At 40.2% G+C, this 14,647-nt stretch carries 11 protein-coding genes; 7 read left to right on the forward strand and 4 right to left on the reverse strand.

Translation table 11 applies throughout. The annotated features are described in order from the left end of the window. Entirely contained in the window at positions 1 to 1,314 is a 1,314-nt protein-coding gene (locus DWX23_RS02630) for a SpoIID/LytB domain-containing protein (RefSeq protein WP_122373291.1), read from the forward strand. Positions 1,315 to 1,552: 238 nt separating this feature from the next. On the opposite strand, the gene DWX23_RS02635 is transcribed toward DWX23_RS02630, so the two are convergent. The 3 genes from DWX23_RS02635 to DWX23_RS02645 are packed head-to-tail and all read right to left on the reverse strand — an operon-like array spanning position 1,553 to position 8,241. Further along, the gene (locus tag DWX23_RS02635) at positions 1,553 to 3,118 is read right to left on the reverse strand and encodes a RagB/SusD family nutrient uptake outer membrane protein (RefSeq protein ID WP_122373292.1); all 1,566 of its coding nucleotides are present in this window, start codon (positions 3,116 to 3,118) and stop codon (positions 1,553 to 1,555) included. A 20-nt stretch (positions 3,119 to 3,138) separates the two neighbouring features. Then, on the reverse strand, positions 3,139 to 6,252 hold the full coding sequence (locus tag DWX23_RS02640) for a TonB-dependent receptor (RefSeq protein ID WP_122351355.1): 3,114 nt from the start codon (positions 6,250 to 6,252) through the stop codon (positions 3,139 to 3,141). Positions 6,253 to 6,267: 15 nt separating this feature from the next. Beyond that, positions 6,268 to 8,241 (reverse strand): alkaline phosphatase, encoded by a 1,974-nt coding sequence (locus DWX23_RS02645; protein WP_122373293.1) that lies wholly within the window; start codon positions 8,239 to 8,241, stop codon positions 6,268 to 6,270. A 163-nt stretch (positions 8,242 to 8,404) separates the two neighbouring features. Here DWX23_RS02645 and DWX23_RS02650 point away from each other — a divergent pair, with 163 nt between their 5' ends. The 6 genes from DWX23_RS02650 to DWX23_RS02675 all read left to right on the forward strand — a co-directional run bounded on the left by DWX23_RS02650 (position 8,405) and on the right by DWX23_RS02675 (position 14,079). Beyond that, entirely contained in the window at positions 8,405 to 9,853 is a 1,449-nt protein-coding gene (locus DWX23_RS02650; RefSeq protein WP_122373294.1) for a sodium:solute symporter, read from the forward strand. A gap of 521 nt (positions 9,854 to 10,374) precedes the next feature. Further along, a complete protein-coding gene (locus tag DWX23_RS02655) occupies positions 10,375 to 10,596 on the forward strand; it encodes a hypothetical protein (protein WP_122373295.1) in 222 nt (73 codons plus the stop codon). A gap of 200 nt (positions 10,597 to 10,796) precedes the next feature. Beyond that, positions 10,797 to 12,539, forward strand: a complete 1,743-nt coding sequence (locus DWX23_RS02660; protein WP_122373296.1) for an alpha-L-fucosidase — start codon at positions 10,797 to 10,799, stop codon at positions 12,537 to 12,539. A gap of 121 nt (positions 12,540 to 12,660) precedes the next feature. Next, positions 12,661 to 13,263, forward strand: coding sequence for a ribosome biogenesis GTP-binding protein YihA/YsxC (gene yihA, locus DWX23_RS02665; RefSeq protein ID WP_122351358.1), 603 nt, complete (start codon positions 12,661 to 12,663; stop codon positions 13,261 to 13,263). A 205-nt stretch (positions 13,264 to 13,468) separates the two neighbouring features. Then, the gene (locus tag DWX23_RS02670) at positions 13,469 to 13,771 is read left to right on the forward strand and encodes a hypothetical protein (protein WP_229801065.1); all 303 of its coding nucleotides are present in this window, start codon (positions 13,469 to 13,471) and stop codon (positions 13,769 to 13,771) included. Continuing rightward, positions 13,756 to 14,079, forward strand: coding sequence for a type II toxin-antitoxin system RelE/ParE family toxin (locus DWX23_RS02675; protein ID WP_122373297.1), 324 nt, complete (start codon positions 13,756 to 13,758; stop codon positions 14,077 to 14,079). Before DWX23_RS02670 ends, DWX23_RS02675 begins: the two co-directional genes overlap by 16 nt. Positions 14,080 to 14,121: 42 nt before the next feature. On the opposite strand, the gene DWX23_RS02680 is transcribed toward DWX23_RS02675, so the two are convergent. Continuing rightward, complete coding sequence (locus tag DWX23_RS02680; protein WP_122373298.1) at positions 14,122 to 14,553, reverse strand: HIT family protein; 432 nt, start codon at positions 14,551 to 14,553, stop codon at positions 14,122 to 14,124. Between the last annotated feature and the right edge of the window lie 94 nt (positions 14,554 to 14,647).

A 14,647-nucleotide genomic window follows, 5' to 3' on the forward strand; every position in this document is an offset into this window, starting at 1 on the left:
ATGGATGCACCGTTAGTTAATGTTGGGATTATGACGGAAAAGGCACTCTCATTCGTATTCAACGGAGAATATATCCACACCGAGAGCAGTTCTTTTCTGACGGGAGAACAACGGGCGTTGTTCGTAAACGGGAATATAGTATACAACGGCAAGCTGTATAAGGAACTTTTCTTTGAACCGGCTTCGCCTGATTCTTCATTCGATCTGAAAGCTGTTACGATCGGAGTTGATTTTCACTGGCAAAGACAGGAAGACCAACGATTCAAAGGTGCATTGAACCTGGTAGCAGGGAATGAAGGTATTGTGGTGATCAACAGCATCGATGTTGAAGAATATCTCACCAGTGTGATCTCGTCGGAAATGAGTGCCACAGCTTCAAAAGAGTTGCTGAAGGCACACGCCGTGATCTCCCGCAGTTGGTTGCTGGCACAGATTGAAAAGACGTTCCGCCTGGGAAAAGCACCGGAGAAATACAAAAGTTGTGAACGCGACCGTGACCAATTGATCCGTTGGTACGACCGCGATGATCATGGTATGTTCGATGTCTGTGCCGATGATCATTGCCAACGTTACCAGGGCATCACCCGCGCCTCCACTCCGATAGTGGAAGAAGTGATCCACGAAACACGCGGCGAAATACTGACCGATGGCGAATCGATTTGCGATACCCGCTTTTCCAAATGCTGCGGAGGCGTAACCGAGCAATTCGAACATTGCTGGGAGCCTGTGCCCCACTCCTATCTGACAGCCGTTCGCGACAGCAAGGAGAGCGCTTTTCCTGACCTGACCGATCCGGTCGAAGCAGAAATGTGGATACGCAATTCGCCCGATGCTTTTTGCAATACGACAGATCAAAAGATATTGAGCCAGGTGCTGAACAATTATGATCAGGAAACAACTAATTTCTATCGTTGGAAAGTGACTTATACACAGGAGGAACTTGCCGGACTGATCCACCGCAAAAGTGGCATCGACTTCGGCGAGATACAAGATCTGATCCCATTGGAAAGAGGGAGTTCCGGACGTATCGAAAAGTTACAGATCGTAGGAACACGCCGTATTTATACGATCGGCAAGGAGTTGGAAATACGGCGGACCTTATCGGAAACCCATCTGTATAGTTCTGCTTTCGTTGTTGATAAGGAAAATATGCGCCTCAACATCCCGCAGCGTTTCGTACTGACGGGTGCCGGTTGGGGACATGGTGTAGGGCTTTGCCAGATCGGCGCAGCAGTTATGGGCGAACAGGGCTATTCTTATACGGAGATATTGTCACATTATTTCCGGGGAGCTAAAATTGAGAAAAGATATTAGTTCCTTTCCACAAGCATTCAGATACAAACATATTAAAATCTAAAAAGGTCGCTAATCTCACGATAGCGGCCTTTTTTTGTGTTTACCTATCTTTCCGGCTCCTAGTGGTAGCCGGTTGTCTTTACTCTCACGAGCTCTAACTGATTACAAAGGAATAAATAACTCTACAAGTAACCAAGCAAAATAGATTAATAAGGGTATTTTCCCCACAAAATGGGGAAAAATACCGATAAAATTATTAATAACCTTTGTTCTGTATCAGATTCTTACTCTTTGATATCTCGTTTGTTGGTATAGGGAATACATGATTGACCGATGCATTGAATGTACGGGACGGCCAGGCTTCTATTTCTGTTATCTCCAAATCGTCTTTCGACTGAGGAACCGGGATTTTAGCTTTAACACTATATCCATGTAAAGGTTTCTCCACATAATTCTTCGCAACACCCCAACGGATCAGATCCAACATACGATTCGAAAACTCTCCGGCCAACTCACAACGGCGTTCATTCATCAAATCTTCCTTCGTTGCATTCTGCTTAGGAGACAAACCGGCACGTTTACGTACTTCATTCAAAGAGGCATCTCCGTTCTGACCTTGCCAAATCAAAGCTTCGGCCTTCATTAGCAACACTTCGGCATAACGAATCAACGGTATATTCAGACTTGTTGTCGGATTATCGCCGTTCGGATTGACAGTCGTACCGATAGCATCTGCCGCCTTGAACGGATCCATATATTTATTGAACTGCATACCGGACAAACTTTCATTGGAGTAATATACCTTTTCCTGTCCCAGGAAAAAGAACTTGTCACCTGGTTGAAGAATAGTGGCAGGCAGACGTTTATCGCCTACTTCGAAAGCTTCGACCAACTCGATTGTCGGAGTAAAATACCCCCAACCGTTATATTGCCCCCAACCTTTATTCTCCAACAATGCGCCGGGAAGGAAAGAACCGGCCACTTCCGAAGACGGAGAAGAGAAAATATATTCATCACTGTAATTATTCTCGATCTTGAATACATCGGCGAAATTATCCAACAGGCGGTTCTTTCCTGAGTTGATAACCTTATCACAATATTCAATAGTGGTTGCATAAGAAGATGCATCATACTGAGCATCGAACAAAGCAACTTTAGCAATATATGCCCAACAAGCAGTTTTATGCGGACGGCCGTAATCAGCCTCTCCCCATTCTTTAAAGTCAGGCAATAATGCGGCTGCCTTTTCAAAATCTTCTATGCAATAAGTATAGTTATCGCGTACACTCTTGACACGGGGTACATCCAGTTCATCTACTGCCAGACCCGGCTCTACAATAGGTATACCTCCGTTTTCTCCATTATCCCCGTAATAAGGAGCGATCCAAAAGTAAGCCCAGGCACGGAAAAAATAAGCTTGTCCCAAGACTTTATCCTTTGTATCTTCACTGATATTCATATCGGGAACATTTAAAATAATATCGTTACAACGTTTGATCAACTGGTACATTTTCGGCCAGTTATCCACGACATCACGGCTATAATCCGCCGTAAAATTCTTCATGGCAGCACAACCGGCTTGTGTACGTCCTGTTACCACATCATCACTACAATTATAATAATGCATAAAGCCACGCCCGACAACACCGGCTTCCCCGGTCCAGAAATAAAGTCCGTCAGCTGCACGAAGCGCATCATTCTCCGTCATCCAGAAACGGTCGCTGGAAGGTTCTCCATATTTATTATAGGTAAGGAAATCCTCACAAGATGTTAATCCGGCCAATGCCAGACAAAGAATTCCTATTTTCAATACTGTTTTCATACTTTGATTCGTTTATATGCTTAAAATGTAAGATTCAATCCAAAAGAAACTACACGGGATACAGGATATGTACCGCCATCTACTCCGTAATTACCCACTTCCGGGTCCATTCCTGAATATTTAGTGAAAGTCAACAGGTTTTCACCACTTGCATACACACGCAGATTGGGTGCTCCGGGTGCATTTCCGAACAAACTTTTAGGTAAAGTATAACCAAGCGTAATATTTTTTACACGAAGGTAACTACCGTTTTCCAGGAAAAAGTCAGAAACCGTACTGTAATTCCCGTTCGTATCCGACATACTGATCAAAGGGATATCCGAATTATGATTATACCCCCATGAATCCAAAACGTCGGCAGACATATTCCAACCCTGGCCGGCAGCATAGGTCATTACCTTGACTCCGTTGAATATTTTATTTCCGGCAACACCTTGCAGGGCTATGTTCAGATCGAAATTCTTATAACCGAAAGATGCATTCAAACCATATGTAAACTTCGGAGTGTAACTACCCATATATTCGCGGTCATTATCATTGATGATTCCATCTCCATTCAGGTCTACGAATTTTTGATCACCAGGTTTTGCATTCGGCTGTATCTTCGTGATATTTCCATTCTGGTCCGTATGAGTATAGGCATCTATTTCCGCTTGTGATTGAAAAATACCATCTGTCTTTACTACATAATAAGAATACCAGGGTTGTCCGACTTTGGAACGTAACGGTTGCATAGCACGGATAGTCAATCCATGAGCAAAGAAATCACGATCTCCCAAATCCTTTACCTCCGAACGGAGAAAAGAAAAATTCGCATCCACATGATAAGAAAAACCTCCCTTTGATGTATCTCCATAACCTAATGTAAACTCAACTCCACTATTCTGCACTTTACCTACATTTCCCAGCGGAGCAACCGACACGCCACCGACAGATGCAAGCGGAACTTCCTCGATTAAGTCCTTTGTATTCTTAATAAAATAATCAGCCCCGAAAGCCAGTTTTCCTTCTAAAAATTCAATATCGAATCCTAAGTCTGTTTGTTCTGAAGTCTCCCATTTTAAATCAGGATTAGGAAATGTCGTCAATCCCAGTCCCAGAATCGGGTTTTGGTGGCTATTTCCCAAATATGTATAATCACCGGTCTGTGACAAGTTAGACATATAAGAGTAGTTACGCACACCGGCTACATTACCTATCTGCCCCCAGCTAGCACGTAGCTTCAACAATGAAATCACCGGATTATCCTTCAAAAACTTCTCGGAAGAGATCTTCCAGGCACCGGACACTGCGGGAAAAATACCGGAATTATTCTTGTAATACAATTTTGATGAAGCATCACGGCGGATACTCGCAGTCAGGAAATAACGGTCATCATAAGAATAAGAGCCACGGGCATATACAGATACCTGCGATTCCTGTGTACGGCTTTCACTTGGTTTTGTCTTTGTCCAATCCGTACCGTTTACCAGATTTTGTGAATATTCATCCTCGTCGGGGAAATTATATACAGTTACATTCGCATCTCTGTAAGAGTTATAACTCATTGAATAACCACCCATCACATTCACCTGATGCTTACCGAACATCTGGTCATACGTTGCGACCGTTTCCCACAACCAGTTATTTGTACGTGAATACATCAGATTCCGTGAGTTCTCATCATTTGTTTTACCGATCTCAAGTACACGGACGCTAAAATTTTCATAATAATTATTTTTTGTCCCGGCAGAAAACTCTGAACGAATCTTCAAATGCTCGATAGGATCTATCACCAGGCTTGTCGTTGAAAACAGTTGCTGATTCGGGCGATTCTGGTTTAAACGCATCAGGGTTGCCACAGGATTCACTACTTCTCCGAAAGTTCCGGCTACTCCCAGGTCTTTTGCCCACAAAGGGACTGTCCCTCCAAATTTTCTTTTCCCATAATCATCCAAAACATAATTACCGTCCTGGTCCATTTCATAAACAGTAGCGGAAGGAGGCATAAACATAGCTGAAGCTGTGACCCCCGTATGACTGGAAGTATTTATATCGCCTCGTCCGTTTGTATATACATAGTTGACACGTTCGGAAAGAGATACCCATTTATTAATCTTGAAATCGATATTTGCTTTTACCCCCAGGTTTTCCGCATAGGTATTAAGTAAAGTACCCTCTGTCTTGTTATATTCAGCGGAAAGATAAGATTTCAAAGATTCACTACCTCCATTCAAGGAAAGAGCATATCGTTGTATCTTACCAGTACGAAATATTTCATCGATCCAGTTCGTATGAGTTTGCTGCCCATAAGGATAAATATCGGGATCGATGCCGGCCGGTATCGAAACTCCGTCCACATTGGCTGCATCGGTACGAACTTTCACATATTCTTCGGCAGTCAGCACTTTCGGTTTTCTCCAAGCCGACTGAACGCCATAACTAGCACGAGCAGAAACAGTAATTTTACCCTCTTTCGCCTTTTTAGTCGTTACAAGGATCACACCACCCGAACCGACATTCGTTCCATAAATAGCAGCAGAAGCCGCATCCTTCAGGATCGTGATGGATTCCACATCTTCCATATTGAAAGGAGCGCCGGATACACCATCTACTACATATAAAGGTGCTTCTCCGTCACGCGAACCTTTTCCGCGAATCGTTACAGAAGGTGACGACATCGGATCGCCGCTATTATTAGCGATCGTCACACCGGCTATCTGCCCCTGTAAAGCTCCGATCACACTTGTCGAACGGCTTTTTACATCATCTCCGATATCTTTTTTGGATACGGCAACAGAAAGATTCGATTTACGGGATTCCTGTCCGTAACCGATAACAACCACCTCTTCCAGATTCACCAGGTCATCTTCCAGTGAAACATTGATTTGCGAACGACCGTTCACTTTAGTTGTAAAAGGTTTATATCCCAGATAACTGATTTGCAATTCTGCATCCGCAGGGACTTCCAACTGATATTCCCCATCGATATTCGTGAGTGCTCCATTGGCAGTTCCAGTCTGTACAACAGTTGCTCCAATGATAGGTTCCGATGTTTTTGCATCAAAAACCACTCCTCTCACGCTGATTTGTTGCGCAAACAACACGCTCACGCAACAAAACGTGAGAAGAAAATAAGTAACCAACAATCTCATGTTCAATGATTTTAATTAATGTATTTGTTTTATGCTATTTAATATCTTATGAAAGATTTCAGTATTGGGATAAATTCCACAGAAATGTGAAGCTCCGGGACCATAGGCGAAAACAGGAACCATTATCGGTGTATGATCATCAGTCATATAACGAGCTGTAATATGTCCAGACTCACGATCTCCATCAACCAAAGTCAGCCCACCGGTCTCATGGTCGGCTGTCACAATAACCAACGTTTCTCCATTACTGTCGGCAAATTTCATTGCTTCAGCTACTGCTTTATCAAAACTAAGTGTCTCCATAACAGAGCCAGGTAAAGAATTGGCGTGCCCGGCATAATCAACTTTAGCACCTTCCACCATCAGAAAAAAACCTTTTTCATTCGTTTCTTTCAGTTTATCGATAGCAGCATGAGTTGCCTCGGCAAGCAATGGTAGCGATTCCTCGGTTGTAGCCTGCCCCATCCGTTCATCTATACAGATAACCTTTCCTTTGACCTCGTTAATATCATCTATAGTAGTCGTTATATTATATTGAGGTCTCAACTCTTCAACCAAATTACGGCTATCTTTCCTTTTGGTAAGTACATTCATTCCACTGCCGTTCAATAAAGTCAGAGTACCTTTCAGAAGCCAATCGGTTATTTCATCCGTATTGTCACGCTCCGTTGCATGACCGTAAAAAGCAGCAGGGGTTGCATCTGCAATATTGCCTAATGTAACGACTCCACAGGCAAATCCGTCAGAAGCCAATACCTCCGACAGAGAAGGATATACCTCACCATCTTCACTCATGCTAATATAACGGTTACAATTAGATTGTCCTGTAGCAATCGAACTTCCGGCACCCGCCGAATCTGTAGTGTACTGGTCTTTCGCATTGGTCTGCTGTAACCCTACATATTTACATTGCAGAAAAGAAAGACCTTTATTTACCGTCTGGGCAGCACAAATCTGAGCCAGTCCCATTCCATCACCAATCAAAAGGATCACATTTTTAATCGGTTTTTCAGTACCATCATTCAGGTAAGTCGGCGTGTAAATTTCCACTGGCTTTGTCAGCATCCTGTTCTTTTTACCGAAGCCCCGGAAACCGGCAGTGGTCTTATCCAGCCTGTCGGTTCGGGTAACTTCTTCACTTAAATTGAGCGTATCAGAAATAATCGAGAAATTCTTACTTTCAAAGTTGTGAAAGAAATCGGAGCAAGCTTCCGGTTTATCCGTATTAATGATATCCACTCCCATATTATGGAATGTATTCCAGGCTGTGATACCATCCGGAGCTCCCCAAAAACGAATCGGTTTTCCCAAGGCATGAACCTTTTCTATCACGTTTGCGACCAGTTTCTTTTCCGGAGCAATCATGGCTCCTTTTCCATTCCATACAGAATAGCGACCGAAAGCATCGCTGATTATCCCGACTCGTTCCAATTGTTCCGGGGTATAGTCAACACCGATTTGTCCATCGAAATAGATATAAGACGGATATTTGGAAAAATCAGACGGAGCCGGACAGTTTCCGGTAATTACAATACGAACTGCTGCCGGATTAACAGCCGGATCAAAAACTTCCGGATATTTATTCAACTTGGAAACCAGACAATCGAGAGTCGGTTTTTCCGGTGTTTTGAGTTCAATCAGTAATTGCAGTCTATTATCGGAGTTTTTCCAGGGACGTCCGTTATTTCGTTTATATAAAGAGAGTATAGGCTCTATATATAATTCATCCAGTGTAGATGCCGTACCCAATTCTTCCGGATCATGTGCAACCAGAAGTTCTCCGGTTTCCTCTACTGCGTACACATCCGCTTCGATTGAGTATAACTGCTGCGAATAGGCCTGATAAAAAGGAACCCGCTGACGGTAATCATTATGAGAATGAATCAGGACAGCCTGTTGTGCTGATAAATTTCCGAGTGGAAAAACAGTCAAAAAGCCAGCGATTAAAAGCGAGTTAAAAACAGAAAAGCGTCTTTTATTTATTTCCATTTTCTTTTTGTTTTTCTTTGTTTTTTTACGACCGCAAAGGAACAATGCGTATATTAAGAAGAAGTTTACATGATATTACATTTTTGTAAAATGTTGTTATCTTTGTCCCCGAACGTTCGACAGGGATTAAACTTCCCTGCTCTACTTAATTAAATACCGGTTAATGAATAGCTATATCATCCTCTCTATAATTGCCATTTATTTTGGCATATTGTTGCTGATTGCCTGGATCACAGGTAGAAAAAGCACAAGCAATGACGCGTTCTTCCTGGGCAACCGTAAATCACCGTGGTATATCGTTTCCATCGGGATGATCGGGACATCGCTTTCAGGCGTGACTTTCGTCTCGGTCCCGGGAATGGTACGGAGCATAGATATGACTTATATGCAAACGGTTTTCGGCTTTTTCTTCGGATATATATTAATAGCTAAAGTATTGTTGCCTCTCTATTATAAGCTACAACTGACATCGATCTACTCCTACCTCGGAGACCGTATCGGACGAAGAAGTTACAAAACAGGGGCTTCCTTCTTTCTGCTTTCAAAGATCGTCGGGGCAGCAGCACGACTTTATCTGGTTGTCCTGATCTTGCAGCATTACGTATTCAGCACCTGGAATATTCCTTTTTGGGTAACCGTCATTATCAGTATTTTCCTGGTATGGCTATACACGTACCGAAGCGGCATAAAGACGATCATCTGGACAGATACACTCCAGGCTCTTTGCCTGGTCGCTATGCTGGTCGTTATTATATGGAAAGTAAAAGATGCCATGGAACTAGATATGGGAGGCATGGTGCGGACATTGACAGAGAGTCCTCATTTCCGTATTTTTGAATTCGATGATTGGCACAGTACGCAACATTTCGTGAAACAGTTTTTCAGCGGAATCTTTATCACTATCGTCATGACCGGACTCGATCAGGATATGATGCAAAAGAACTTGTCCTGCAAAAGTCTGAAAGATGCACAAAAGAATATGTACACGTACGGTTTTGCCTTTACGCCGGTGAACTTCCTGTTCCTTGCCCTCGGCGTATTGTTACTAAGCCTTGCCTCACAAAAGAATATCGAATTGCCGGTATTAAATGACGATATCCTGCCTATGTTTTGTACTTCCGGCATATTGGGACATTCCATTCTGATCTTCTTTACGATCGGTATCATAGCGGCGGCTTTCAGCAGTGCCGATTCAGCATTGACGGCATTGACCACCTCTTTCTGTGTCGACATCCTCGGAGTGGAAAAGGAAGAAGCAACCAAGGCTAAGCGCACCCGCCTGATGAGCCATTTGCTCATCTCTGTCTTATTTGCCATAATTATCCTTATCTTTAAGGCCGTAAACAGCCGTAGTGTGATCGATGCCATCTATATGATTGCTTCCTATACTTACGGTCCTTTACTGGGATTATTTGTCTTTGGATTATTCACAAAAAAACATCCGCGTGATAAATATGTTCCTTATATATGTATCTTTTCACCGCTGATCTGCTTTGCAACGGATTATCTGGTGAAACAACATACAGGCTATGCCTTCGGTTATGAAATGCTGATGCTGAACGGAGCAATCACATTCTTCGGATTATGGGCGGCCTCAGTCAAACACAAATAAGAAAAACGAAATGGCTTATATCGCATAATCGCAAATAAATTCATTTAATATTAATTAACAAGCGTAAAAAACAATAAGCTATCTTGTTCACACGTTTTATATAACAAAAGATTTAAACTTTTAAATATTTAGATTATGACACAAATAAAAATCTAGCAACTTTAAAGAATTCACCTATCACAACAGACTAGTCTATGTAAAAGGATACAACAATTCAGGTGATGGTAGTGACGGTTATTTTATATGGAGGAGAAAAGGGTATAAATTATCTTTTACCTAATCAATTTAATATTTTTGAAAACATAAGTGTTTCAAAAAATAGTGATTATACATATGATCTATAATATGACTGGACAAAATGCACTTTGGTTCATTAAATGCGCCTAACAATATAAAAGCAGGCAATGTATTTCTCTATTGACAAATCATTTGTAAGTATTTATAATAATACTATAAATGTATCTGATCCAAATTGATAATACTTCAATAACAATTTTTTTATATATGGGAACAATAATGTTATGAGCGAAATAAATGTAGGATATAATGTCTTTAATTATGCCAAACCGGGGAAAATATATGGCATAATGACAACTGTCAATATCACAAATAATATAATTGATTACTCTAACAATAAAATAGTTTTTGTTAATGACTCAAATTCTCCAATCACAAAAATAAAATCTTCAATAAACGTAGATGAATTAATCAATATTAGAACGGATGCAACATCAGTAACATAAAAAACATTTATATATGACAAATAACGCAAATCGATCATTCACTCCAGAAAACGGGAGCAATGCGACTTTTATTAAAATTAATTATCACCTAAGCAGTGATATTTATGAGACTTATCAATTAATATCAGTCATAAAAAAATTATCATAATACAACACAAACAGTTTATAATTACTCTTCCTATATTGAAATATTATATCATATGAAATATTTATACAACAGTTTTATAATAATTAATCTACTCATAATCCTAACTTCATGTTTAAAAGAAGATAGTATAGATAAGCCTGAACCTCCTGAACCTACAAGTAAAATGGACTGGTGGGATGAAGCGAAGTTCGGTATGTTTATTCATTTCGGGGTATATTCCGTTCCTGCCGGTGAATTTGCAGGAACAGATCTTGATGGAGTAGTCTATCCTACCGATTCACCTAAATTGTCAGGAGGTGTAGGTGCAGAGTGGATTATGTACACTGCTAAAATTCCAAGAGAAACTTATAAATTATATGCAAAAGATTTCACTTGCCATAATTTTAATGCAAACCAAATAGCCGATTTAGCAAAATCTTGTGGAATGAATTATCTGGTTATTACGTTAAAACATCATGATGGATTCGTCATGTATCCTACAAAATTAACAGACTGGAACATATCAAATAGTGGAGCAAAAGGATTGGATGTTATTAAAGAGATGCAGGAAGCATGCCTCAACAGAGGTTTAAAATTCGGTGTATATTTTTCACAAAATATTGATTGGATGACCAACGAATCGTATGGTTATGTTCCGGAAATAAAAGGCAGGTATAAAGAACACAAACAGTATGATGACTATACTGAAAATTTAATACGTGAATTTGTTACCAGATATCCATCCGTCGATTTAATATGGTGGGATGGATATCTTGAAAATACAAATACCAATTCAGCCAACCGTTTTTTACAAGCAGCTGAAAGTATAAGGCCAGACATTATATTTAATGATAGGTTATATTCAAAACATGAAGGAGATTATATTACTCCTGAGATGTCTTTAAATTTATCTATTCAAAAATTCAAGCGATTTGAATTATGTACATCAATAAACGAAAAAAGCTGGGGATACAGTAAGTCTAAAAATCAAAACTCTTATATGACCAAAGAAGAAATCATCATCGACCTATTAAGATGTATCCAATACGGAGGCAATTTTCTTCTTAACATAGGTCCCAAAAACGATGGAAGTATACCTGTACAACAATCTGAACCTTTAGAAAAAGCGGGATACATAATTCAAAAGATAGGAGGAATACAAGGTGCAAAAAGTCTAAACCAAATATATGGACAACATAATTGTTTCTGTAGATATACTGTAAAAAGCAGTAATACAAAGTTGTATATAACAAAGATGCCTAATGTAAACAATTCAGAAATAAAAGTAACAGGGATCAAAAATTCCATTATCTCAATGGAAACCAATCATACAGCAAAAAAAGAAGGAGATGACGTTATTATAAGCGGTTTCAACGGAGAATTCGATACGGCATGCCTTCTGCTATCCGGAGAAATTGATTCTTACGACGCAGGAATAAATATCCCATGCAACGAAATAATATCATCTTTATCGGCCTTTGCCAACGGAGAATTCGGCATAGAGACAGGGGATAACAATCAGTTTATGCTTACAAATTGGAAAGGAGAACTTTCCAATTCCATAGAATATTGTGTTAATTCAAAAGAAAACAGATCATATAATATATCCATTTATACAGCTGAAATGAGTGATTATGAAATATCAGTGGATATTGATGGAGAAAAATACGACAGAACAATAAAAAGAGGATATCAACGCCATAAATCAAAAATAATGGAGAATTACAATTTAAATCAGGGAACTCATTGTATAAAATTGACAATAAAACCAAGCGAGGGGAAATGGGCTAATTTTTATGGGATAGAATTCGAATAATCATATGATGGCAAAAACAGATATCCTCAAAATCCACCAAAGTTTGAATTCTAAATATTTTTATACCTTTGTACATCATAAATTGTTTGTATTAAACACAAAACAATAAAAGCGTAAGAATATGGAAATCAAAAGTGCAGAATTTGTTATCAGTAACACAGACGTAAAGAAATGCCCCGCAGGTAACTTTCCGGAGTATGCCTTTATCGGGCGAAGCAATGTTGGCAAATCCTCCCTTATCAATATGTTGACAGGCAAGAAAGGATTGGCTATGACTTCACAGAAGCCGGGAAAAACTTTGCTTATCAATCATTTTATAATCAACAACAACTGGTTTCTGGTCGACCTGCCGGGTTATGGTTTTGCCCAGCGCGGAAAAGAAGGCAGGGAGAATATCCAGCGGATCATCGAAGATTATATCCTGGAACGTGAACAACTCACAAACCTGTTTGTCTTGATCGACTGCCGCCATGAAGCACAAAAGATCGACCTGGAATTTATGGAATGGCTGGGTGAAAACGGCATCCCTTTCTCTATCATCTTCACAAAGATCGACAAGATCAGCAAAGGACGCTTACAGGAAAATCTGAAAGCTTATCAGGAAAAGTTACTTGAAACATGGGAAGAACTCCCTCCGATGCTTTTCTCTTCTTCCGAGAAAAAAGAAGGACGGGACGAAATACTTAACTACATAGATACAATAAATAAAAGTTTGAAAGGTTAGATCATCCGGGAGCGACATGGCTCTGGTTACATGGATATCGCCACAGTTATACCGGAGCGGAATGCTCTCCGCTCCGTAAGGTCACGCTTCACCAAGTATAATTGCCGTGTGACCGCAGCCTCCTGAAAGAAAAAAGTTTATTTCATTGTCTTTATTAAAAAAATAAATACATTTGTACTTTATCAAAACCGGAAGGAGTAAATATATGAAAGCAATGGAATTACAGGGTGAACGCCTGGAACTGTTCAACGAAATTATCAACCTAGACACAGAAAGTATCGAGAGAGTAAAGAAGTATGTCAAGCGGATTGCATCCAACAAATCTAAAATATCCCGTAGGGTAACTGTTGACGATATCGACTTCGTTACCGATGAAGAAATAGAAAGTGCCATGCACCCGTTATCCCATGAAGAAAAGATGGAAAGTCTTAGGTTGGCAGAGGAAGATTCGGTCTATTACACACAAGATGAAATGCGAAAAGCTGTCACTTCATGGAGGAATCTTTAGTTATTGCATGGAAACGCACAGCAAGAAAACAAGCTCGAACAATTTATGCCTGGTACAAAAAAGAAATGGGACTTAGAGCTGCAGATAAATTCATTAATGGGATTTTAGAAACCGTAGACTTGCTGGCATTAAATCCCAATATGGGATCTTATGAACCGGAAACCGAAACATGTAAAAGAAATTATCGTTCCTTTGTCGAACATAGAAACCATAAAAGCCTTTACTATGTAGAAAAAAAGACAATCTACATTGTTAGCATTTGGCCTAACAGCCAGAATCCAGAAAGCTTTATCAAACAACTAAAATAAACAACAAAGGAAAGCCCGGCAGCTTTCCTTTTGTTTTTATTTTTATCCCAACGCTTCCTTTAACTTCGCAATCATGCCTTCATACTCCTTATCCGACAAATAAACCTTCTGCGGATTCATAGTGAACGTTCCTCCGAAGTCAGGGCCGTCCTCATATTTGGGAGCCAGATGGAAATGAAGATGTGAAAGTTTATCGGAATAAGCACCGTAATTTATTTTTTGCGGATTGAATACCTTCTGCATGGCACGTGTTACCTTTACCACATCTGCCATAAACGCATTTCTTTCCTCATCGCTCAACATATTCAGATCATGCACATGGTCCTTATAAGAAACCAGGCAACGCCCATAATATGTTTGTTCCTTGAAAAGAAACAGTCTGGATACGGATAAAGGAGCTATTTCGATCATCAGATCGTGTAATGTCTGATTGTTCGTGCAATACAAACAATCCTTAGGATCACTTAAATTCATGTTATATAGATTTATTAAATTGACGCTAAAGTAAACATAAAGCCCGGTAAAAGCAAGGAACTTCTACCGGGCTTTCCCGAATATTTTTATATCA

Source organism: Parabacteroides sp. AF18-52 (genome assembly GCF_003479145.1).
Classification (GTDB): domain Bacteria; phylum Bacteroidota; class Bacteroidia; order Bacteroidales; family Tannerellaceae; genus Parabacteroides; species Parabacteroides faecis.

Coding starts and splice junctions, on each gene's coding strand:
- DWX23_RS02650 (WP_122373294.1), top strand. CDS start 8,405: ATGAATAGCTATATCATCCTCTCTATAATTGCCATTTATTTTGGCATA.
- DWX23_RS02645 (WP_122373293.1), bottom strand. CDS start 8,241: ATGGAAATAAATAAAAGACGCTTTTCTGTTTTTAACTCGCTTTTAATC.
- DWX23_RS02630 (WP_122373291.1), top strand. CDS start 1: ATGGATGCACCGTTAGTTAATGTTGGGATTATGACGGAAAAGGCACTC.
- DWX23_RS02640 (WP_122351355.1), bottom strand. CDS start 6,252: ATGAGATTGTTGGTTACTTATTTTCTTCTCACGTTTTGTTGCGTGAGC.
- DWX23_RS02680 (WP_122373298.1), bottom strand. CDS start 14,553: ATGAATTTAAGTGATCCTAAGGATTGTTTGTATTGCACGAACAATCAG.
- DWX23_RS02670 (WP_229801065.1), top strand. CDS start 13,469: ATGAAAGCAATGGAATTACAGGGTGAACGCCTGGAACTGTTCAACGAA.
- DWX23_RS02675 (WP_122373297.1), top strand. CDS start 13,756: ATGGAGGAATCTTTAGTTATTGCATGGAAACGCACAGCAAGAAAACAA.
- DWX23_RS02635 (WP_122373292.1), bottom strand. CDS start 3,118: ATGAAAACAGTATTGAAAATAGGAATTCTTTGTCTGGCATTGGCCGGA.
- DWX23_RS02660 (WP_122373296.1), top strand. CDS start 10,797: ATGAAATATTTATACAACAGTTTTATAATAATTAATCTACTCATAATC.
- DWX23_RS02655 (WP_122373295.1), top strand. CDS start 10,375: ATGAGCGAAATAAATGTAGGATATAATGTCTTTAATTATGCCAAACCG.
- yihA (WP_122351358.1), top strand. CDS start 12,661: ATGGAAATCAAAAGTGCAGAATTTGTTATCAGTAACACAGACGTAAAG.